The sequence below is a fragment of the Deltaproteobacteria bacterium genome (genome assembly GCA_020848905.1).
GTDB lineage: Bacteria > Myxococcota_A > Polyangia.
In genome coordinates, this window is record JADLHG010000033.1 from 157,876 (window position 1) to 180,035 (window position 22,160).

Annotated in this window: 15 protein-coding genes; 12 read left to right on the top strand and 3 right to left on the bottom strand. The window is 71.7% G+C overall.

The genetic code is table 11. The annotated features are described in order from the left end of the window. The first annotated feature begins 32 nt into the window (after positions 1–32). Complete coding sequence (locus IT371_15260; GenBank protein ID MCC6749017.1) at positions 33–3,626, top strand: response regulator; 3,594 nt, start codon at positions 33–35, stop codon at positions 3,624–3,626. A 28-nt stretch (positions 3,627–3,654) separates the two neighbouring features. Here the strand turns inward: IT371_15260 and sat are convergent, their stop codons facing one another. Further along, positions 3,655–4,851: a sulfate adenylyltransferase gene (gene sat / locus IT371_15265; protein MCC6749018.1), complete on the bottom strand. Its 1,197-nt coding sequence runs from the start codon at positions 4,849–4,851 to the stop codon at positions 3,655–3,657. Between the two features lie 182 nt (positions 4,852–5,033). Here sat and moaA point away from each other — a divergent pair, with 182 nt between their 5' ends. From moaA to IT371_15315, 10 genes are all read left to right on the top strand, one after another. Then, a complete protein-coding gene (gene moaA / locus IT371_15270; GenBank protein ID MCC6749019.1) occupies positions 5,034–6,044 on the top strand; it encodes a GTP 3',8-cyclase MoaA in 1,011 nt (336 codons plus the stop codon). An 11-nt stretch (positions 6,045–6,055) separates the two neighbouring features. Next, positions 6,056–6,544 (top strand): cyclic pyranopterin monophosphate synthase MoaC, encoded by a 489-nt coding sequence (gene moaC / locus IT371_15275; protein ID MCC6749020.1) that lies wholly within the window; start codon positions 6,056–6,058, stop codon positions 6,542–6,544. Beyond that, the gene (locus tag IT371_15280) at positions 6,541–7,779 is read left to right on the top strand and encodes a molybdopterin molybdotransferase MoeA (protein MCC6749021.1); all 1,239 of its coding nucleotides are present in this window, start codon (positions 6,541–6,543) and stop codon (positions 7,777–7,779) included. Before moaC ends, IT371_15280 begins: the two co-directional genes overlap by 4 nt. 1 nt (position 7,780) lies before the next feature. After that, positions 7,781–8,035 (top strand): MoaD/ThiS family protein, encoded by a 255-nt coding sequence (locus IT371_15285; protein ID MCC6749022.1) that lies wholly within the window; start codon positions 7,781–7,783, stop codon positions 8,033–8,035. Position 8,036: 1 nt separating this feature from the next. Beyond that, positions 8,037–8,489, top strand: a complete 453-nt coding sequence (locus IT371_15290) for a molybdenum cofactor biosynthesis protein MoaE (protein MCC6749023.1) — start codon at positions 8,037–8,039, stop codon at positions 8,487–8,489. Positions 8,490–8,620: 131 nt separating this feature from the next. Further along, positions 8,621–9,436, top strand: a complete 816-nt coding sequence (locus tag IT371_15295; GenBank protein MCC6749024.1) for an FAD binding domain-containing protein — start codon at positions 8,621–8,623, stop codon at positions 9,434–9,436. Further along, a complete protein-coding gene (locus IT371_15300; GenBank protein ID MCC6749025.1) occupies positions 9,433–9,963 on the top strand; it encodes a (2Fe-2S)-binding protein in 531 nt (176 codons plus the stop codon). Before IT371_15295 ends, IT371_15300 begins: the two co-directional genes overlap by 4 nt. Continuing rightward, positions 9,960–12,239 carry a xanthine dehydrogenase family protein molybdopterin-binding subunit gene (locus IT371_15305; protein MCC6749026.1) on the top strand — a complete coding sequence of 760 codons (2,280 nt, stop codon included), beginning with the start codon at positions 9,960–9,962 and terminating at the stop codon, positions 12,237–12,239. The genes IT371_15300 and IT371_15305 overlap by 4 nt, the downstream gene beginning before the upstream one ends. Before the next feature lie 3 nt (positions 12,240–12,242). Then, the gene (locus IT371_15310; protein ID MCC6749027.1) at positions 12,243–13,088 is read left to right on the top strand and encodes an XdhC family protein; all 846 of its coding nucleotides are present in this window, start codon (positions 12,243–12,245) and stop codon (positions 13,086–13,088) included. A 52-nt stretch (positions 13,089–13,140) separates the two neighbouring features. Further along, positions 13,141–15,096: a serine/threonine protein kinase gene (locus IT371_15315; protein MCC6749028.1), complete on the top strand. Its 1,956-nt coding sequence runs from the start codon at positions 13,141–13,143 to the stop codon at positions 15,094–15,096. A gap of 40 nt (positions 15,097–15,136) precedes the next feature. Here the strand turns inward: IT371_15315 and IT371_15320 are convergent, their stop codons facing one another. Together IT371_15320 and IT371_15325 are read right to left on the bottom strand one after the other, a co-directional pair. Further along, complete coding sequence (locus tag IT371_15320) at positions 15,137–16,615, bottom strand: PEGA domain-containing protein (protein ID MCC6749029.1); 1,479 nt, start codon at positions 16,613–16,615, stop codon at positions 15,137–15,139. Further along, positions 16,612–19,191, bottom strand: coding sequence for a hypothetical protein (locus tag IT371_15325; protein MCC6749030.1), 2,580 nt, complete (start codon positions 19,189–19,191; stop codon positions 16,612–16,614). Before IT371_15325 ends, IT371_15320 begins: the two co-directional genes overlap by 4 nt. Positions 19,192–19,300: 109 nt before the next feature. Between IT371_15325 and IT371_15330 the strand changes: the two genes are divergently transcribed. Next, complete coding sequence (locus tag IT371_15330; protein MCC6749031.1) at positions 19,301–22,141, top strand: Hsp70 family protein; 2,841 nt, start codon at positions 19,301–19,303, stop codon at positions 22,139–22,141. Positions 22,142–22,160 lie beyond the last annotated feature (19 nt).

Below are 22,160 nucleotides of genomic sequence, written 5' to 3' on the forward strand. Positions count from 1 at the left end.
CACGCCGGCGGGAAATCTGGTATCCAATGGGCGTGCAAGCACCCAAAGTGCTGGTCGTCGAGGACGACATCCATACTCGGCGCATCGTCGAGCAGGTGTTGGTCCGGGACCAGATGCTGCGGTACCTGAACATCGAGGTCATCGGGGCGGCGGACGGGCAGGAGGGACTCGATCTCTTCCGCAAGCATCACCCGGACCTGCTCATCACCGACCTGATCATGCCGCGCATGAGCGGGTTCGACCTCGTGAACAACGTCCGTCGTCTGCCCGAGGGAGCCAAGGTCCCGATCCTCGTCACGTCGGCGGTGGTGCGCGACCAGAAGACGCTCCGGCGCCTCGAGCTCGACCACCATGTCGCGGTGATGCTCAAGCCCTTCAGCCCGCGGCAGCTCGGCCAGCTCGTGCGCCAGCTCCTCTCCCGCCGGGCCGAGGCGGGCGAGATGCGGCGCGGACCGGCGGCGCCCGAGCCGCGGCCATCCCGGCTGGAGACGCCGGCTGCGGGTCCCACGCCCACTCCGTCGCGCTTGACCCTGCCCGACCGCGTCACGGGGGTTCAGGACGGGCGCCAGGGGGCGGAGGCCGGACCATCGCCGCTCACCACGATGGCACAGGCCATGGCAGGCGCGTCGGTGGCTCCGACGACCCGGGCGGCTGCCCCGGCGCTCGTCGAGACGCCCGAGCGTAGCCCCGACCGAGCCGGGTCCCTGAGTCAGACCTCGCTCGCCCAGCTGCTCCTCGAGGCGCTCGAGAATCTGCACTCGGGGACGCTCGAGCTGAAGCACGGCAGCGTGCGCAAGGTGATCTACCTGATGGTGGGGCACCCGATCTTCGTGCAGTCGAACGTGCGCGCCGAGACGCTCGGGCAGCTCCTCGTCCGTCGCGGCGGGCTGACGCTCGACCAGTACCAGCAAGCGCTCACCGAATCGCAGCGCCGCCAGATCAAGTACGGGGAGGCGCTGGTGCGGCTCGGCTTTCTCTCCGAGCAGGACGTCATGGCGGAGCTGGTGGCGCAGACGCAGTACAAGATCGAGGTCTGTCTGCGCTGGCGCGAGGGGAGCTGGGCCTTCGTGGCCGACGCGCAGGTCGGGTCGCAGGTGCCGAACTGCACGCTCGATCCGGTCTGGCTGGTCTTCGAAGGGCTCAAGCGCAACCCGAGTCTCGAGGCGGCGACGGGGCAGCTCATCCACCAGGCGGCGCACGGGGTCGCGCTGCTGCCTCGCTTCGAGCATTTTCGCGGCATCTACCAGTCGGTCTACGGGGACGCGGTGATCTCGCGTATGGGCCCGGGGGTGGCGATCGGTGCGCTGATGCACGCGGTGGATTTCCGCGACGCGGTGCTGCAGCTCGACGTGCTGCTGCAGTGCGGGCTCGCCGAGCTGCGCGACCCGGTGGCGGTGGCCGCGGCGGTCCCGGTGGCGGTTTCGGTCGAGGACGTGCCGCTCGACGTGCTCGTCGCGCCGTCGTCGGCCGCGTCGTCGGCCGCGCTCATTTCGTCGGGCACGATCAAGCCGCTCACGGGGTCCTTCGCGGCCCTCGCGACGCCGCCCCGGGAGGCGGTGCGACCGGGAGCCGTGGCAGCGGCGGCGGATGCGCGGTACGAGGACTCGGGGTTGCTCGTCCTCCCCGACCTGCCCCCCTCGACGGCCGAGGCGGTGCTGCCCCAGGCGCCCGTGGAGCCGCCTCCCGCGCGTTCCCCGTCGTCGGCGAAGCGACGACCGAGGCGCGTCGAGACGGCGGAGCTCGACCTGGCTCGACAGGTCATCGAGTCCACCTACCTCGGGGTGCACGACGCGACGCACTACCAGGTCCTGGGAGTGATTCCGGACACCGCGCCCGACGGGATCGAGGTGGCCTACCAGATCAAGCGCAAGCAGTTCGACCTCGGACGCTACCGGCGGGAAGAGCTCGGCGAGGACGCCTACGGCCGGCTCGAGGAGATCCGCGGTCGTCTCGACGAGGCCTTCGCCATCCTCTCGGACCCGCAGGAGCGGGCCGCGTACGACCTCCAGTTGAAGGGCGGGGTCGACCACTCGCAGCGCAACGCCGCGTTGCAGGGCGAGGAGAGGTACCGCAAGGGCGAGGTGCTCCTCGAGGCGGGGCGCTTCTCTGAGGCGGCAGAGGCCTTCGAGCGCGCCGTGGCGCTCGACCCGCAGCCGGAGTACGAGGTCTTCGCGGCGCTCGCGCGCTTCATGTCCGTGGAGCCATCTCCCGAGGCCGCAGAGGAGGCGATGATCCGGGTGCAGGCGGCGCTCGAGTCGCAGCCCGAGCTGACCGCGGCGCACCTGGTGGCGGCGCGGATCAGCGAAATCGTCGGGAACCCCGAGGAGGCGGTCGGCCACCTGCAGACGGCGATCGGCGTGGACCCCACCATGCAGGAGGCCTTCGATGAGGCGGAGCGTCTGCTCCTCTCGCTCGATCGGCTTCCAGACCTCGAGCAGCAGTACCGACGCACGCTCCACGTCCTCGGGGGCCAGGACCCCGAGTGGGCCGGCAAGCTGTGGAAGCGGCTGGTTCAGCTCTACCTCGAGCGTCTCGGCGATCGGGAGAAGGCGCGGCTCGCCGCGGAGGCCGCCCTGCGCCTCGACCCCGAGGATCGCGTGCTCCGGACGAGCATCGCGGCCATGAACGCGGTGGACCCGGACCGCTGGCCGGAGGCGGTGCTCGGTTACCGCGCGCTCCTGCGCACCGACCCGCAGCACGTGGAACCCCTGCACGAGCTCTTCCTGCTGCACCTTCGCGCGGACCGCACGGACGCGGCCTTCGTCACGGCCGCGGTGGCGGTCCAGCGCCAGGTGGCGAGCGACGAGGAGCGCCAGTTCGTCGCGGCGCGCCGCGGACAGCGCCCGGTGCTGCACTCCGGCCGGCTGACCCCCGAGGTCGAGGAGCTCTTCCGGCACCCGGAGGAGGAGCCCGCGCTCACGCTGCTCTTCCGACAGCTGGGCCCGCTCATCCACAGGCTGCACCCGTTGCGTCCGGAGACGCTCGGCCTCGAGGGGACGCCGTTGCCCGAGGCGGGCCAGCCGGAGCTCTTTCGCCGCATCCTGGGAGACCTCGCCTCGCAGCTCGGCGTGACGCGGCCGACGGTCATGCTGCAGTCGCCGCTCGGCGGGAACAGGGAGGGGGTGGGGCTCGACCCGCCGCTGCTCCTCGTCGGGGCCGCGGCGCTCTATGGGGACGACGAGACCGAGCTCCGGTTTCGCCTCGGGCGGACGCTCTGGCTCCTCTCGCCGGGGCGCGTGGTGGCCGCGTGGCGGTCGAAGGGGCAGCTCAAGACCTACGTGCTCGCGGGCCTCGCCGCGAGCTATCCGAAGCTCGAGGTCCCCGACCCATCGGGAGAGGTGGCGGAGGTTCGTCGGGAGCTGGAGGGGCGTGGGGAGCTGCGCCAGGCGATCAAGAAGGTCTTGTCGGGGCTGCAGGCGCGAACCGAACGGCTCAACCTCGGGGTCTGGCTGCGGGGCACGCAGCGCACCGCCGATCGGGTGGGCTGGCTCGCCTGCGGAGACGTGGGGCTGGCGATGCGCATCGCGGGCAGTCTGGAGCCGGAGGCGGAGGCCGACCTGGCGGACTTCGCGCTCAGCCAGACGGGTTGGGAGCTCCGCGCGCGGCTGAAGCTGGCCCTCTCCTGAGGGCCCTGAGCCTCGGCCGCTACCCCTTCTAGCCGTCCTGCGAGCGGTAGTAGGCGCGCAGGATCTCCGCCACCTCGGGACGGGTGAACTCCTCGGGCAGGTCCTGCCCGGCGGCGAGCAGCTCGCGCACTTTGGTGCCGGAGAGCGTGACGTAGTCCTCGGGGGTATGGTCCGGGCAGTCGCGCATCATCACGACGCGGCCCAGCTTGCGGGACCACGCCGTGTGGTCTGCGCGAAAGATCTCGATCTCGAGCGCCCCCATCGGGAGCGCGTCGAAGATAGTCTGCGCGTCGAAGGGGCCGTAGTAGCTGCCTACACCGGCGTGGTCGCGCCCCACGATGAGGTGGGTGCACCCCGCGTTCTGCCGGAAGAGCGCGTGCAGGAGCGCCTCGCGGGGCCCGGCGTAGAGCATGTCGAAGCCGTAGCCGGCCACGAGCACCGAGCGCTCGGGGAAGTAGCGGTCGACCAGCGTGCGGATGGACGCGTCCCGCACGTCGGCCGGGATGTCCCCGGGCTTGAGCTTGCCGAGCAGCATGTGGATCAAGATGCCGTCGGCGCCGAGGGCGGCCTGCGCCATGCGGCACAGCTCCTCGTGCGCCCGGTGCATCGGGTTGCGCGTCTGAAAGGCCACGACCTTCTTCCAGCCGAGGTCGGCGATGGTCTGACGCAGCTCCGGCGCCGTACGAAAGGTGTCGGGGAAATCGTCGCGAAAGTAGGAATGGTTCAGCACCTGGATCGGCCCCGAGACGAGTGTGTCTCCGGCCGAGCTCCAGGCACGCACTCCCGGGTGGGCGGGGTCCGTGGTGCCGAAGACCTGGCGCACGATGCGCTCGAGGAGCGAGGAGGAGACGGCCTCCGTCCGGGCCACGGTCTGGATCGCCAGCGGAGGGCCGCCGGGTACCCCCGGGTCGAGCAGCGCGATCCGTTCCCCCGGGGTCACCCCGGGTCCGAGGGCGCTCGCCGGGACGAGGTTCAGGATCGGGACGGGCCAGAAGAGCCCCGTCGGAAGACGTAGCCTGTCGGCCACCTCGACCGCCTGGTCCAGGTCCATGAAGCCCTCGAGGGGGGTGAAGTACCCGCTCCCGAGCATCACGGCGTTCGCCGCCGCCGTGGAGGAGACGGGCACGGCGCGCAGGGCGCTCGCTTCGCGCGTGAGGCGTGCGTGCTCGGTGGCGTCCTCGACCAGGAGCGGGCGCAGGACGTCGGAGCCATGGGGGGCGATCATCGGCCGACTCCATCGGGTGGTGGCTCGGATCAGGATATTCCGGTCCATCGTGGGCGTCGAGGCGTCCGTCGCCGTGTCCGTCGCGGCGAGGGAAGGGCCTTCTATCCGTGGTCCGCTGGCGCTGGTCTGGGTCCCGGAGATGGGGCATGCTCTGCGCGCGCCGACGTGCGCACAGAGCTCGGATGACCGACGTACCTCCTCGCACCGAGATCCGGGACCGCTTCGGGCGCGTCTTCGACTACCTCCGCGTCGCGGTGACGGAGGCGTGCAACCTCCGGTGTGTCTACTGCATGCCCCCCGAGGGGGTGGACTTCAAGGCCGGAGAGCACCTTCTCTCGGCCGACGAGCTCCTGCGCGTGGTGCGCGTGGCGGCGGGCCTCGGCGTCACGAAGGTGCGCCTGACGGGCGGCGAGCCGCTGGTGCGCAAGGAGATCGGGGAGCTCGTGGCGGGGATGGTGCGCGTGCCGGGGGTCGAATCGGTCCACCTGACCACGAATGGGGTGCTCTTGCGCGAGCGGGCCGACGGATTGCTCGCGGCCGGGCTTCGAGGTCTCAACGTCAGCCTGGATTCCCTCCGCGAGGAGCGCTTCCTGCAGATCACGCGGCGCCCCGGCGCGGGGAAGGTGCTGGAGAGCGTGCGGCACGCCCTCGCCCTCGGGTTCCCGTCGGTGAAGGTCAACGTCGTGGTGATGCGCGGGTTCAACGACGACGAGCTTCTGGACTTCGCCGCGCTGACGCGGACAGCGCCGCTCACGGTGCGGTTCATCGAGCTCATGCCCTTCGACGAGCACCAGGTCTGGAAGCGCGGGCGGTACTTCGGTAGCGAACTCATCGTCGCGCGACTGCGCGAGGCGCACCCCGACCTGGCGGCGGAGTCCGGCTCGAGCACCGAGGAGCACGTCTATCGGTTGCCCGGGCACGCGGGGAAGGTGGCCGTGATCCCGTCCTACACGCGCAGCCTGTGCGGGAGCTGCAACCGCATTCGTCTCACCGCCGACGGGTGCATCCGGAACTGCCTCTACTCCGGCGAGGAGCACGACCTGCGCCCGCTGCTCCGCGGCGGTGCGACCGACGAGGAACTCGGAGAGCTGATCTGTCACGCGATGCGGCAGAAACTCGTGGACGGCTGGGCGGCCCAGAAGGCCTCCCAGAGCGGTCCCCCGCGCACGAGCATGACCCAGATCGGTGGGTGAGGAGCAGACGCATGACGACCCTTTCGCATCTGGACGCCCGCGGCGAGCTTCGGATGGTGGACGTGACGGACAAGCAGCGGACGGAGCGGTCGGCCCGCGCCGAGGGGTACGTGCGCATGCGCCCCGAGACGCTCGAGGCGATCCTGGGCGACGCGGTTCCCAAGGGGAGCGTCCTTTCCTGCGCCAAGCTGGCCGGCATCCAGGCCGCCAAGCGCACGGCGGAGCTGATTCCCCTCTGTCACCCGCTCTGCCTCAGCTGGCTGGACGTCCAGATTGCGCCGGCGGCGGACGGGCTGCGCCTCGAGGCGACGGCGCGCGTCACGGAGGCCACGGGGGTGGAGATGGAGGCGCTCGTGGCCGTCAGCGTGGCCGCGCTCGCGATCTACGACATGTGCAAGGCGGTGGATCGCGAGATGCGCATCGAGGGGGTCCGGCTGCTCGAGAAGCAGGGGGGCCGCAGCGGGACGTTCGTCGCCGGGGCGGTGGAGCGGGACCGATGATCGCGGTGTCAGAGGCGCACGGACTGATCGAGCAGGCGCTCTGGCGGCCCGAGGCGGAGCGCGTTGCGCTTCAGGAGGCGAGCGGGCGCGTCCTGGCGGAGCCGCTGGTCGCCCCGTTCGGCCAGCCGCGCTTCACCAATTCCGCGATGGACGGCTTCGCCGTGCGGGCCGCCGAGCTGGAGGGGGCCACCGCCGAGGCGCCGGTGCTGCTCGAGCGACGCGTCGTGGTTGGCGCGGGTCACCCGACGAGCGCGGCGCTGGGGCCGGGCGAGTGCGCGCAGATTATGACCGGAGCCCCGCTCCCCGAGGGGGCGGACGCGGTCGTGATGGTGGAGCAGACGAGCGGCTTCGAGCGCACGCCGGTCACCTTCTCGCGGCCGGCGCGCGCCGGTCAGAACGTGCGGCGCGAGGGGGAGGAGCTCGAGGCGGGGACGACGGTGCTCGCCGAGGGGACCTGCCTCGGGGCGGCCGAGCTGGGGGTCGCGACGAGCTTCGGCTGGACCGAGGCGCGGGTTTGGCGACGGCCCCGCGTGGCGCTCCTCTGCACCGGGGACGAGCTCCGCTCGCCCGGCGAACCGCTCGGCCCCGGCGAGATCTACGACTCGAACCTGACGGTGCTTGGCGAGCTGCTGCGCGTCGTCGGCGCGGAGGTCGTTACGGCGGAGCGCGTGCGCGACGACCGGCCGGCGCTCGAGACGGCGTTCCGGCGCGCATCGGAGCGCGCGGAGGTGGTGGTCTCCTCGGGCGGCGTGTCGATGGGGCAGTTCGACTTCGTCCGCGAGGTCGTGGTCCCCCTCGGTTTCGAGCAGCGGTTCTGGAAGGTGGCGCAGAAGCCGGGCAAGCCGCTCCTCTTCGCCGCGGGACCCGGGCGGGCCTTCTTCGGTCTGCCGGGGAACCCCGTCTCGTCGCTGGTGTGCTTTCTGGAGTACGTGTGGCCCGCGCTGGCGCGACTCTCGGGTCGCCCGCTCGGCGAGAAGGTCTCCGCGCGGCTCGTTGGGACCTTTCCGCGCGAGGGCAAGCTGCACCGCTTCCTCTTCGGGCGGGTCTGGGTCGAGCGGGAGGGGCTATACGCCGCGGCGACGCCGCGACACGGCTCGCACATGCTGACGGCCGCGCTCGGGGCAAACGCGCTGCTCGAGGCGGGGCCGGGGGCGCAGGACCTGACTGACGGCGAGGCGCTCCGCGCGCGGCTCCTTCCCGGGGCCCACGTGGCGGGCTCGGCGAAAGGGAGCTGACATGGCGCAGCAGATCACGGTGACGCTCCGCTGCTTCTCGCACGTGAAGCACCTCCTCGGGCAGGAGCTCCTCTCGTTGGAGCTGCCGCACGGGAGCCGGGCCGCGGATCTCGAGCGCGAGATCCGGGCGCGCCTCGGCCCGTCGCTCGCGCGGATGGTCTTTCGCCTGGCGGTGAATCAGCAGTTCGTCGAGAAAGAGACGCCGCTCTCCGACGGGGACGAGGTGGCTCTCATCCCACCGATGCAGGGAGGTTAGGGTGATCGCGGCGCACGTGGTGACAGGGCCGCTGCCGGAGCTGGGCAGCGACGACGGTCGTCGTGACGACGGCTCGGAGCTCATCTTTCACGGCCGCGTGCGCGCGGAGGAGCACGGGCGACCGATCGTCGCGCTCGAGTACGAGCACTACCCCGAGATGGCGGAGGCCCAGCTGCGGCGCGTGGCCGAGGAGACGGCGGCGCGTTTTCCGATCCGAGACCTCTTCTGCTGGCATCGCGTGGGGCGCATCGGCGTGGGCGAAGCCTCGCTGCGGGTCGTGATCTGGTCCTGCCACCGCGCGGAGGGGCTCGAGGCGATGACCTTCTTCGTCCGGCGCCTGAAGCGCGAGGTCCCCATCTGGAAGTGGGCCGTCACCGCCGACGGGGAGCGCTTCCCGTCGGTCTGCTCCGAGGAGGAGGAAGGCGAGCCCCACCGCCATCACAATCACGAGTGATTGTCGCCCATTGGCTCGAGAGGGGGGCGGGGGGCGGCCGCCCTTACATCGCCGGGATTCCTTTGGTAACCTAAGATTTTGGCGCTGCTTCGAAGCGTGCACGACCCGACCGGGTCGCCTCAGGGTCCGCCATGTACCATCAACCGCGCAGCATCGACGAAGCTCTGGAGCTCAAGGCTCGCCTGGGGGGCGACGGGACGTTTCTCGCGGGGGGAACGGACCTCGTGGTCGGCCTGCGCAAGGGGAAGCTCGAGGTGAAGAACCTCATCGACCTGAGCCGCGTGCCGGGTCTCGACGAGCTCCAGGAACGGGACGGTCACCTCGTGGTCGGGGCGCGCGTTACGCATGCGCGGCTCGAGCGCTGCAAGGAGACGGCGCTCGCGGCCGCGGCGGAGACCGTGGGAGGGCCGCAGATCCGGAACCTCGGCACCGTGGGGGGACAGATCGGGACCGCGTCGCCGGCGGGGGACGTGACGGTCGCGCTCCTCGCGCTCAAGGCCGAGGCCGAGCTGCTCAGCCGGCGCGGGCGTCGCCGGGTGCCCCTCGAACAGGTGTTCGTCGGGCCGGGCCGCACGAGCCTGGCCCCGGACGAGCTGCTGCGCGCGGTCCACGTCCCCTTAGGGCGGCGGAGCGTCTTCTACAAGCTCGGCAAGCGCGGGGCGGTCGCGATCTCGGTGGTCATGGCGGCGGCGTCGGTCGGTCCGGGAGGAGACGTGGCGCTGGCTGTCGGGTGCGCCGCGCCGGTGCCGCTGCGGATCGCGAAGGCCGAAGCGCTGCTCGACCAGCAAGGACTGACCGAGGCGGCGATCGCGCGCGCGGCGGAGCTCGCGGAGCAAGCGGTCACGCCGATCACCGATCATCGAGGGGGCGAGGCGTACCGGCGCGCGATGGCCGGCACGCTGACGCGCCGGCTCCTCACGGAGCTGGCCCAGGGAGGTCACAGATGAGCGACGGCAAGCGTGCGGGGGCGGAGGAGGCCACCTGGCCGGTCAGCTTCACCGTGAACGGCGTGCGCCACGAGCTGCGCGTGGAGCCGACGGAGACGCTCTACGACGTGCTGCGGGAGCGCCTGCGCCTGACGGGGACCAAGGGGGCGTGCCTGGAGGGCGAATGCGGGAGCTGCACGGTGCTCCTCGACGGGGCGCCGGTCACCTCGTGCCTGGTGCTGGCGCCGCAGGTGGACGGGCGCGCCGTGGTGACCGTGGAAGGACTCGCCACGGACGATCGGCTCCACCCGGTGCAGGACAGCTTCATCGCCGCCGGGGCGGTGCAGTGCGGCTACTGCACGCCGGGGCTCCTGGTGAGCGCCGCGGCGCTGCTGGAACGGAATCCCGACCCCTCGGCGGACGAGATCCGGCGCGCGCTCGAAGGGAACCTCTGCCGCTGCACGGGATACGTGAAGATCGTGGAGGCAGTGCAGAAGGCCGGGGAGCACGGGCGACGGGAGGCTGCCGCGGCAGGAGGTCGGCGGTGAGCATCGGTCAGAGCATTCGCAGGTTCGATGCGCTCGGTCGCGTGACCGGCGAGACCCGCTTCGGGGGCGACCTGGCGGGGCCCGAGGTCCTCTCCGCCGCGGTCATCCGCAGTCCGCACGCGCACGCCCGCTTGAAACGAATCGACGTGGAGGCGGCCCGGCGCGCGCCGGGGGTGGTGGCGGTCTACACCGCCGCCGACGTCAAGGGGACGAACCGGCACGGACTCATCCGCCGCGACCACCCGGTCTTCTGCACCGACCGGGTGCGCTACCTCGGGGACGCGCTCGGCGTCGTGGTGGCCGTGACGCCGAAGCTCGCAGAGGAGGCCTGTCGCGCGGTGCGGGTGGAGGCCGAGCTCCTGCCTGTGGTGGGATCGCTGGACGAAGCGCTCGCCCCGGGGTCGTATCCGATCCACGCCGAGGGCAACGTCTGCGCCTCGCAGCTCATTCGCAAGGGCGACGCCGACCGGGCCTTGGCTGGCGCAGAGGTCGTGGTGGAGGAGGTCTTCAACCTGCGCGGGGTGGACCACGCCTTCCTCGACCTGGAGGCGGGGATGGCCGAGCTCGACGGGGAGACGGTCGTGATCCACGCCGCCGGGCAGTGGGTGCACGAGGAGCGCCGCCTGATCGCGCTGGCGCTCGGGGTGCCCGTGGAGCGGGTGCGCGTGGTGCAGCCGCCGTCTGGCGGAGCCTTCGGCGGGCGCGAGGACATCTCGATCCAGATCTACCTCGGACTGGCGACGCTCGAGCTGCGACGGCCGGTGCGCCTGGCCTACAGCCGCGAGGAGTCGATGCGGGCGCGCCACAAGCGACACCCGATCCGTATCCACTACACGCTCGGGGCCCAGCGAGACGGGACGATCACCGCGGCCAAGGTGGTCGTCTACTCCGACGAGGGGGCGTACGCCTCGACGGGGCCCGCGGTGCTCCGCAAGGCGGTCAGCCACTGCACGGGCCCCTACCGCGTCCCCAACATCTCGTGCGACGGCGTCTCGGTCTACACCAACACCTGTCCCACGGGGGCGATGCGCGGCTTCGGGGCCTGTCAGATGGCCGTGGCCTACGAGGGGATGGTCTACAAGCTGGCGCGCACGCTCGGCGTGGACCTCATCGAGCTCAAGCGCAAGAACCTGCTTCGCGACGGCGACGACGTCACCACCGGTCAGCGTATCCCGGTGGCGGGCGCGAGCGACTGTCTCGACGCCGCCCTCGAGCGCTTCGGCTGGAGCCATCGGAACCACGCGGCGCCGGCGCCGCACCTGCGGCGAGGCTTCGGGGTGAGCACGATCTGCTTCGGGCTCGGGTACGGCGACGGTTTCCCCGACGCCTCGCGGGCGCGCGTGCGCATCGCCGAGGACGGTTACGCCGAGGTCTTCAGCGGAGGCGTGGACTTCGGGCAGGGACTGCACTCGCTGCTGGCTCAGATCGCGGCCCAGGAGCTCGGGCTCCCGCCGAATCACGTGCGTGTGGTCGGGGGGGACACGGGGTGCACTCCGGAATCGGGGTCCTCCTCGGCGACGCGGCAGACGGTCTTCAGCGGCAACGCCGTGCGGCTGGCGGCGGCCGAGGTGGCGCGCCAGCTCCTCGACGCGGCGGCCATCTCGACGGGGCTCCACTGGGACGAGCTGGTGCTGCGAGAGGGGCAGCTCGTCGGGCTCGAGGATCCGACGGTGTGCATGCCGATGAGCATGGCCGTGCACCACGCGCGGGAGCGGGGGTACTCGCTCGAGGCCTCCGCTCTCTACAAGCCCGGGACGCTCGCGCCGAGCGCCGAAACGGGGAAGTCGCCGCGGGCCTTCATCACCTACATGTTCGCGAGCCACGTCGCGCAGGTGCTCGTGGACGTGGAGACCGGCGAGGTGACCGTGGAGCGCCACGTCGCCGCGCACGACGTCGGGCGCGCGATCAATCCGCAACAGGTGGCGGGGCAGATCGAGGGGGGCGTGGCGCAGGGACTCGGGATGGCGCTGATGGAGGAGCTCGTGGTCAAGGAGGGACGCATCCTGAACGCGAGCTTCACGGATTACATCATCCCGACCATCGTGGACGTCCCGGCCATCGAGGCCGTGATCGTTGAGCGGCCCGACCCCGAAGGTCCGTACGGTGCGCGGGGCGTGGGGGAGCCGCCGCTCATCGCGGCGGTGCCTGCGATCCTCGGGGCGATCAGCGACGCCATCGGTCGGCAAGTCACCGAGACGCCGGCGACGGCGGAGCGCGTCTGGCGCGCGCTTCAGGAGAGCACCTCTTCTCCCCCGTCGCTGCGGCGCATCGGGTAGCGGATGGTCGAGCTCTATCGCTTACTGCGCGAGCTCTTGGAGCGCAACGAGGCGTGCGCCACGGCCACCATCGTGGGCGCGAGCGGCTCGATCCCGAACGCGGTCGGCGCGACGATGCTCGTGGGCCGCGGGGGAAAGCTTCTCGCGGGCACGGTGGGGGGCGGGGCGATCGAGCACCAGGCGCTGGCGGAGTGCGGCGCGGCGATCGCCGAGGGGAAGCACCGGAGCTTCACCTACCACCTGACCGACGCCGAGGCGGGCGGGATCGGCATGATGTGCGGAGGAAAGGCGCAGCTCTTCGTGCAGGTCCATACGCCGCAGCCGCAGCTCGTCCTCGTCGGAGCGGGGCACATCCACCTCGAGCTCGCGCGGTTCGTGCGCGGCCTCGACTACCGTGTCACGGTGATCGACGACCGGATGGAATGGGCGAACGCCGAGAACTACCCGGGCGCGGAGGTGCTGAATCTCTCCCCCGAGGAGGCCTACCCGCGCGTGGCCTGGAGCGAGAGCTCGTACCTCGTGATCGCCACGCGAGACCGCGACACCCCCGCGCTACGGGCCGCCGTCGGCCTCCCCTGTCGCTACGTCGGGGTGGTGGCGAGCCGACGCAAGGCGCTGACGATCCTGCGACAGCTCGAGGGCGAGGGGATCGACCTCGGGCCCCTCCTGCCGCGGCTCTACGCGCCGGTCGGCCTCGCGCTCGGAGGGCGCTCCCCGGCGGAGATCGCGCTCTCCATCCTGGCCGAGCTCCAGCTCGTGCGGCACGGGCAGGCGGGCGGCCACCTGAGGGTCACCGCGGAGCAGCTCGCGCGGCTCAAGCGGCCGAGGCTCGCGGGAGAGGGCGGATGAGACGCTCGGGCGACCCGCGCGACCCGAGGCTCTCGGAGAGTTCGCGACAGGCATGATCTCGGCGGTCAAAGCCTGCCCCTGGTGCGGCTCCTTCTATCGCACGCAGACCCATTGCCTGAGGGACGGACAGCCGCTCGTGGAGAGCGACGGCGTGATCGAGCGCTACCGCATCCTCGACCGCGTGGGAGACGGCGGGATGGGAGTGGTCTACAAGGCCGAGCACTCCCTGCTCGACAACCGCATTGTGGCCTTGAAGATGCTTCATCGGGAGCACGCGGCCGACAAGGACCTCGTGAACCGCTTCTTCCTCGAGGCGCGGGCCGCGAGTCGCGTCGAGAACGAGCACATCGTCAAGGTCTTCGACTTCGGTGTGACCGAGGACGGCGACTGCTTCCTCGTGATGGAGTTCCTCGCGGGCCAGAGCCTGCGCAGCGCCATCGAGGAATGCCAGGGGCCGATGGAGCTCGAGCGCGCCTACCGCATCGGCATTCAGATCGCCGAGGGGCTCTACGCCGCCCACCGCAAGGGGATCGTCCATCGCGATCTGAAGCCCGAGAACGTGCTGCTCGAGCCGACCGAGGACGGCGCCGGCGAGACGGTCAAGCTGCTCGACTTCGGCATCGCGCTGCTCACGGACCACAAGGACGCCCGGCTCACGCGCGCCGGGATGATCCTCGGCACCCCCGCGTACATGTCTCCCGAGCAGGCCTCCGGTCAGCCCGTGGACCAGCGCACCGACGTCTACGCTCTCGGGACGATCCTCTACGAGATGCTCGCGGGGACGGCTCCCTTCGTCGGTCAATCGGCGAAGGAGGTGCTCATCGCGCAGCTCACCAAGCAGCCGCGACCTCCCAAGGAGCTGCGGGCCGAGATCCCGACCGCGGTTCAGGCGGTAATCCTGCGTGCGCTCAGCAAGGAGGCCGACGACCGACCGAAGACCGCAATGCATCTGGCGTACGAGCTGCGGGACGCGCTGACGCGAAAGACGGGGTCGGTCGAGGCGCTGGGGGACGACGAGGTCTGGGACCTGGACGGAGGGGACGAGGGCGCGGGCGGGGAGGGTGACGGTCGACGGCCGACACCGGTGCGCGGTCGGAAGGCCACCCGACGCGGAGGTGGAGCGAAGGGGGCTGAGCGCCAAGGACGGGGTGGCGCGGCGCGAGGGCCGAGGTGGCTGCCGCCGCGGCAGTGGCTCTGGGTGGCCGGGATGGGGGCCGGGATGCTGGCGGGGGTGGCGCTGACCTTGGCGCTCGTGGACTCCGGGGAGAAGCCGGGGGGACCAGGGGGAGGCCGGGTGCAGCGGGGAGACGCCACGGCCGGGATCTCGGGGGGGGCGCGACGCGACGCGGGGACGCTGCTGGCGCTGCGGCCTGGGGGCAAGCCGGGTACGACGGCCGATACGACGGCGGCGGGGACGCGCGTCGTGGGACGCATGGCGACGGACCACGACCTCGACGGTCCGAAAGAGGTCCGCGCGGGGAAGAGCGGGGTTCGTGCGGCGCGCGCCTCCGGACACCCGCGCCGCGGGAGCGGACGGAAGGGCGTGCGGGAGCCGGGGCCCGGACCGGCGCCGCCCCCGAGCGCGGAAGGGACGGGTCGCCACGTGGTGACCGTGACCTCGCGGCCCCCCGGGGCGGAGGTCTACGAGAGAGGTCACCGCCTCGGGCGGACGCCGCTCAAGCTCTCCTCCGGCCAGGGACGGGAGCTCAGCCTCTTCAAGAACGGCTACACCGAGGGGCAGCTCCGGGTCCCGGCGCGAGGGAGCGGGACCCTGACCGCCACGCTCTCCAAGGACACCATGTCGTGGGACGTGATGAGCCTGAGTCAGCTGAAGCGGCTGCACGACAAGGGACAGATCAGCCGCTTCACCTATCAGCGGCGCAAGTCGGAGCTGATGCGCAAGCGGGACGCGGCGCTATTGGAAATAAAGCTCCAATTCAAAATGGGGCAGATCAGCCAGGCCCAGTTCGACCGGCAGGTGCAGGCGATCAACGCCTCGTACCGCTAAGCGCCGCGCCCTAGCCGGGACGTCGATCGCCCTCGGGCGGTCAGAAGCGGAGCGTGGCGCCGAGGCCCACGCGCCCGGGACCGAGCAGCGGGTGAAGGAGGCCCGACCGGAGGGCCCGCGCGCTCTCTCGCGGAGCTCGCGCCTCGCGGCGCCCTAGCACCGCCTGCACCACGAAGAGCGTGACCGAGGTCGCGAGCATCGCGCCGCCGCCGATGGTCAGGCCGAGCCCGGGGGCGAGGGTCTGGTAGGGGCCCTCCGGGCAGCGGACGCCTTCGGGAAGATCGCAGGAGCGCTGTCCGTCGAGCGCGAGAAGCGTGACTCCTCCGGCGAGCGCGGCTGCGCCCAGGCCGAGCGTGATCCAGCGCCAGACGCGGGGGGACCAGAAGCCTCGCCGGCCGTCGGCGTGGGCCGCCTCGCGGGGCTGGGCGGCGCGAGAAAGATCCTGGCGCACGATCACGGCCGCCCCGCGCTCTCCCGAGGCGAGGAAGCGCCCGAGCGAGCGGAGGGCTGCGGGGGAGGGAGGGGTGGGCTCCACCGCGAGCATGCCCGAGCGGAGGGGTCTGCCGGTGGCTACGGCCACGACCGTCCCTTGCAGGACGCGTCGCCCCTGATGGTGGCGGATGCCGACCAGGGTCACCTGCGTCGCGTCCAGCGCCTGCCCCACGGTGGCGGCGTGCTCGACCTCCAGCTGGGCTCGCGTCGCCTCGTCGGCGTAGCGCAGCCCGACGAAGGGCTCGGTGCGGAGCGCTGCGTCCAGGGCGAAGTCCACGTTGAGCTGCTCCTCGCCGCCCGCGAGGCTGACGCTGTGCACGCGGCCGGGCGTCCCGGGGCGCTGCAGGTAGACGCGGTAGCGGCCGGGCGGGAGGCCGGTGACCCGGGCCGGACTCAGGCCCACGAAGCGTTCGTTGAGGAAGACGAGGCAACCGGCCGGCTCGGCGCGAATCGAGAGGTTCGTGCGGCGCTGCCTGTCGAGCTCGGCGCGAACCTGCCGGTAGAGCTTCACCACCTGGGGCCCGAAGGTGGCGACGGAGAGGTCCCGGTCGGGGAAGCTGCGGACCACCTCGCTCACCCGCTCCACGGCCTTCTCGTTCTGACCCGTGCGGAGGTAGGCGTGCGCCAGGTACATGAGGGTCTGGTAGAGGGGCTGGCGAAGCGCCTGGTCCCCGGCCAGGAGCGCGGTGTGGCGGGTCTGCCCCAGTCGCGCCTGCTCGAGGGTCACGATCGCGGTCTGGTACTCGCCCTCGAGGAACTGCCGGCGCCCCGCGTCGACGAGGCGCTTGAGCTGGGCGGAGGCGTCGAGGGGGCCGGGATCGCTCGAGAGGCGGCTCTCGAGCAGTTGCTTGAGCGCGGCGCCATGGACGGGGCTCTCGGCGCCGAGCTGCCCCGTGAGGTACTCGACGAGCTCGCGCGTCTGTCGCGGCCGCTCGCCCACGTGGGACTCGAGCAGGAGGTTGCCTTGCGCCCGGACGCGGGGGGCGAGGGCGAGGAGCGAGACGACGAGGAGGGTGCGTGAGGTCATGGGGCCTGCAGCTCGTAGGCGCCTTGGTCCACCGCGGGGCCGAACTTCCGTGGGCTCCCCTCGAGGTCGACGGCGCTCGACGGGGGAGTGAAGCCCGGGTCCCCCGCGTTCTTGCAGGGGGAGGTGGACAGCAGGTGGAAGTCCGCAGAGGAGGCGAACTGCGGGTCCGCGCCGGAGACCCCGGCGTTGTAGACGTGCGTGTAGCTCAGCGCGCAGCCCGGGCCGTTGTCGAAGGCAGCGTTGTTCCAGCTGGCGAGGATCGAGTTGGAGATCCGCCAGGTCGCGGCGGCCACCGCGCCGCAGGTGAGCTCGTTGGTCGTGTTGTGAGCCGAGGTCAGGTTCCAGACCCCGTGGCCGATGGTGTTGCAGATGGGCGAGCAGACCGTTTGGTTTTCGAAGAAGGAAACGCCGTTGCTGTTGTGGGTGCTGAGCACGTCGGCGAGCCCCGCCTTCGCGTTCGAGATGGAGATGCCGACGCCGCGGTTGCGTTGCACCTTCGCCCGAGAGACCCAGATGCGCGTGCCGTTGAGACCGTACTTCCCGTCGAGGTAGAGGCCAGAGGCGTTGTGGTCGCTGACCTCGATCTCCGAGGCCTCGAAGGTCGCGGTCCCGACGGTGTCGCTGAACGACACTCCGGCGCTGGTCACCGACCCGTTGATGCGCGTGCGCAGCAGCTTGACGTGGTTGCCGCCGTAGGTGGTGATCCCCGTGCTGTAGCAGGAGGTCAGCCGACTGTCGGCCAGGTCGATGGTGCCCAGGTCGCGGCCGTAGATGCATCCGCCGGCGCTGGTGGTGTCCACCGTGCACTTCCGCATCACGACGGTACCCGGGTTCAGGTAGATCGCGGCATCCGACGGGGCTCCCCCCGTGAAGCGGAGGCCCTGCACGTAGACCTCGGCCGAGCCGCCGTGCACCCAGAGCGCGGGGGCGGTGTTGCTCCCCGGCAAGCTGTTCACCACCGTCGGCGAGGCGTTGTTGTACACGTCGGGCTGCACGGTGGCGGCCACGAGGTGCACCTTGCGGCTGCTCACGTCCAGGTTCTCGCTGTAGGTCCCGTCGGCGATCGAGAGGTACGACTTCCCCGTCGCGAGGCAGGCGTTCATCGTGGCGAGGGGAGTCGTCGGATGGGAGCCGTTGCCGCCGCCTCCGGGCTTCACGTAGCAGATCGACGAGGAGGCGATGCAGCGGTTGTTCGGCGCGTTGTAGGTGTCGCAGAGGAGGCTCGTGCAGCCGTTGTTGTCGGAGCAAGCGGTGGCGCAGGCGGCGGCCCCGCCGGGGGCGCACCGGTACGGGTCGCAGAGGCTCGAGACGACCGTCTGGCAGGCGCTGCTCGTGCCGTTGCACTGCTGCTTCTGGAGGTAGGCCGTGTAGGCCTGGTTCACGCAGCTATCGGCGCCGCAGGGGGTCCCCTGGGGCTTGCGGCTGCAGGCGGCCTTCCCCGCGCAGGTGTCGCAGGCGCCGGCGCAGGCGGAGTCGCAGCAGACCTTCTCGACGGCGGTGCAGATGCCCGTCTGGCACTGGTTGTTTCCGGCGCAGCCGAGGCCGTTTCCCTTCTTGGCCAGGCACTGGGTGTTCGCGCAGTAGGCGGAGGCCGCGCAGTCCCCGTCCCCGCTGCAGGAGGCGCGGCAGTCGCTCGTCGCCCCGTTGCAGCCGTAGAGTCCGCAGCTCGCGAGCTTGGGCTCGCACTTGCCGGTGGTGCAGGTCGGGACGCTCTTCGAGGCGCCGCTGCAGCTCGCGGCTCCGCAGAGCGTCCCATCCGCCTCGGGGCTGCAGGTCCCGGCTTTGCCGGGGGCGTTGCAGCGCTGGCAGGCTCCGTCGCAGGCCGACTCGCAGCAGACGCCGTCCACGCACTTGCCGCTCTTGCAGGCGGCGGGGTTCGTGCCGCAGACCGCGCCGTTCGGCTGGTCCGCCGTGCAGACCTTGTTCACGCACTGGAAGGTGCCCGAGCAATCCAGCTTGGCGTCGGCGCAGCTCGTCTTGCACTTGTCCCCCGTCGCCTCGCAGGCGTAGCCGCCGCAGGCTTGCGTCTCGGTCTTGCAGCCGCCCTGGCCGTCACACTTGCCGATCGAGAGCTGTCCCGCCGAGCAGGTGGCCTTGCCGCAGCTCGTCCCCGTCCTGGTGAAGGAGCAGGCGCCCTGGCCGTCGCAGCTGCCTCCGCAGGTGGCGTCGCTTCCGCCGCACTGCTGGCGCGGGTCGAGGCCTTTCTCGGCGAGGACGCAGGTCCCGGGCTTTCCCGGCGCGTTGCAGGTGCGGCAAGTGCCGTCGCACGCGGCCTCGCAGCAGACGCCGTCCACGCAGTACCCGCTCGTGCAGCGCGACTTGTCGGAGCAGATGGCGCCGTTCTCGAGCAGGCCAGGGCCCGCATCGGGCTGGAGCGGCCTCGTGTCGGGCCTCCCAGCGTCTCCGGCCGGCGCGGATCCGTCGCCGGTGAGCTCGCAGGTGTGAGTCTGCAGGTTGCACCGCTGACCGCTGCCGCAGGGCTTCTGCTCGTCGCAGTAGAGCGGGTCGCTGGAGGTGCAGGCGCTGCACACGTGCAACAGGAAAGCGGCCGGAGCCAGTGCTCGTCCGAGTCTCATTTGAGGCATCCCCCGCGGCCGATTCACGCCCTCCCCAGGCCGCGGGGCGCATCCTGGCCGAGGATCCATCGGCGGTCAACTGGCGCGTGCCGCCGCGTGGCGCGGGCGCGTGGCGATACTCAACCGAGCGAGCTGCTGGTATCGTAACGGCTCCATGGGACAGTCGCGCTACATCATCGGAATCGACCTCGGCACCACCAACAGTGCCGTGGCCTACGTGGACCTCGGAGACGCCGCGGAGGAGCCGCCGCTGCGGCTGTTCCAGGTGCCGCAGCTCGTGGACGCGGGGAAGGTGGCGCCGTGCCAGGGGCTCCCCTCGTTTCTCTACCTGCCGGGGCCGCACGACCTGCCCCCCGGGGCGACGGCGCTCCCCTGGGCCGGGGGTCGCGACTTCGCGGTGGGGACCTTCGCGCGGGACCAGGGAGCGCTGGTGCCTGCGCGCCTCGTGGCCTCGGCCAAGTCCTGGCTCTGTCACCCCGGGGTGGACCGACAGGCGGCGATCCTGCCCTGGGGGAGCCCGTCGGACGTGCCCCACCTCTCTCCGGTCGAGGTCTCCGCGCGCTACCTGTCGCATCTGCGCGAGGCGTGGGACCAGGCGATGTCGGCGGGGCGTCCCGAGTGGTGCCTGGGACGATGCGACGTCGTGCTCACGGTGCCGGCGTCGTTCGACGAGGTGGCGCGCGAGCTCACCGTGCAGGCGGCGCGGCAGGCGGGGCTCGAGCGGTTGACGCTCCTCGAGGAGCCGCAGGCGGCCTTCTATAGCTGGGTGCGCAGCCAGGGGGGGCTCTGGCAGGAGCAGCTCGTCGACGGACAGCTCGTGCTCGTCTGCGACGTGGGGGGCGGCACGACCGACTTCTCGCTCATCGCGGTGCGCGGCAGCGGGGCCGAGATGTCGCTGGAGCGCGTGGCGGTCGGGGACCACCTGATGCTCGGCGGCGACAACATGGACCTCGCGCTGGCGCGCCACCTCGAGGCGCGGCTCATGAAGCGTGCGGGGGAGCTCTCGGCGCGACAGTGGGGCGCCCTGGTCCACGCCTGTCGCAAGGCCAAGGAGACGCTGCTCTCCCCCGGGGGCGAGGAGAAGGCCGGTATCACGCTGGCGGGGAGCGGGTCGAAGGTCATCGGGGGGAGCCTGCGCATCGACCTCTTTCGCGACGAGGTGGTGGAGCTGGTCCTGGATGGGTTCTTCCCGCGGGCGGGGCTCGACGAGCCGTTGCAGCGCGCGCGACTCGGGCTGCAGGAGCTCGGCCTGCCGTATGCGAGCGAACCTGCTATTACGCGCAACCTGGCCGCCTTCCTGCGGCGCCACGACGCGCGACCGGACGTGGTGCTCTTCAACGGCGGCGCGATGAAGCCGGCGCTGGTGCAGGATCGCCTGGTCGAGACGCTGACGGGGTGGTTCGGCGAGGAGCCGCTGGTCCTCGAGAGCCGCAGCCTCGACCTGGCCGTGGCGCTCGGCGCAGCGTCGTACGGGCTCGTGCGCGCCGGTAACGGGGTGCGGATCCGCGGTGGGACGGCGCGGGCCTATTACGTCGGCGTGGTGGACCCCGCGGCGCGCGGCAAGCGCGGCGTCTGCCTCATCCCCTTTGGCGTGGAAGAGGGGGGCGAGGTGGAGCTGGGGGACCGGCCGTTCGAGGTCCTGACCGACCGTCCCGTGAGCTTCCCGCTCTACAGCTCCACGGCGCGGCTCGGGCACGACCCCGGCGAGGTGGTCTCCATCACCGACGATTATTTCGTCGAGCTGCCGTCGGTGCACACGGTGCTCGGCTTCGATCGCGGCCTATCGAACCGGGCCGTGCCGGTGAAGCTCGCGGCGCGCCTGACGGAGGTCGGGACGCTGCAGCTCTGGTGCGCCTCGCAGACCAGCGACCACCGCTGGGACCTCGAGTTCTCGGTGCGCAAGGAGAACGCCGAGGCGGCGGCGCCCCGGGGAGCGGCGGTCGGCGACGCCTCGCTCGAGGTGTCCGGCGAGCAGCAGGCGGAGGCCGGGGACCTCGTGCGGCGCGTGCTGCGGGGCAAGGGAAAGGGTGACGACGGACCTCGCGGCCTGGCGAAGCGCCTGGAGGCGCTGCTCGGCGCGGAGCGGCTCGCGTGGCCGGGGGCGCTCATCCGGGGGCTCTGGGGCCCGCTCTGGGAGGTGGAGCCCTGTCGCGAGACGAGCGTGGAGCACGAGGCGGCGTGGCTCAACCTGGCGGGGATCTTCGTGCGTCCCGGCTTCGGCGACCCGCTGGATAGCGAACGGATCGATCAATTGTGGACGGTCTTCCGCGAGGGGCTCGCCAATCCGGACGACCTCTGGTGTCGGATCGGGTGGTGGGTCCTCTGGCGACGCGTCTCGGGGGGGCTGTCGAAGGGGCAGCAGCTCGAGCTGTCGAACAAGCTCGCGCCGCCGCTGCTCACCGGGGCCGCGCTGAAGGCGGCCGGGGCGACGAGCAAGGCGAAGAAGGGGGCCAAGGCCAAGAAGGGCGAGCCCGAGCTGAATCGACAGGAACTCGCCGAGATGTGGCGGGCCGTGGCCAGCCTCGAGCGGATCCCGGGGCGCAGCAAGGAGGGCCTCGGCGAGGTGGCGTTGCGGAACGCGGTGGCGGCGCGGGGCGACTTCGCGTACTGGGCCCTCGGGCGGCTCGGCGCACGGGTGCCGCTCTACGGCCCGCCGGAGGAGGCGGTGGCGAAGGAGCGAGTGGAGGCGTGGCTCGACCGGCTCCTCGGGCTCGACTGGCAGAAGCACCGCGGGATCGCGCTGGCCGTGGTGCACATGGCGCGACTGTGCGGGGACGCGACGCGCGACCTCGCCGAACCGCTCCGCTTGACGGTGGTGGAGCGCCTGCGCGCGATCGACTGCGCCGAGCACCTGGTCAAGCTGGTGCTGGAGGTGACGGTGCTCGAGGACCAGGAGCGGGCCCAGCTCTTCGGCGACGCGCTCCCCACGGGCTTGCGACTCGCCGGGTAGTCCGGGCGCGAGAGGTCAA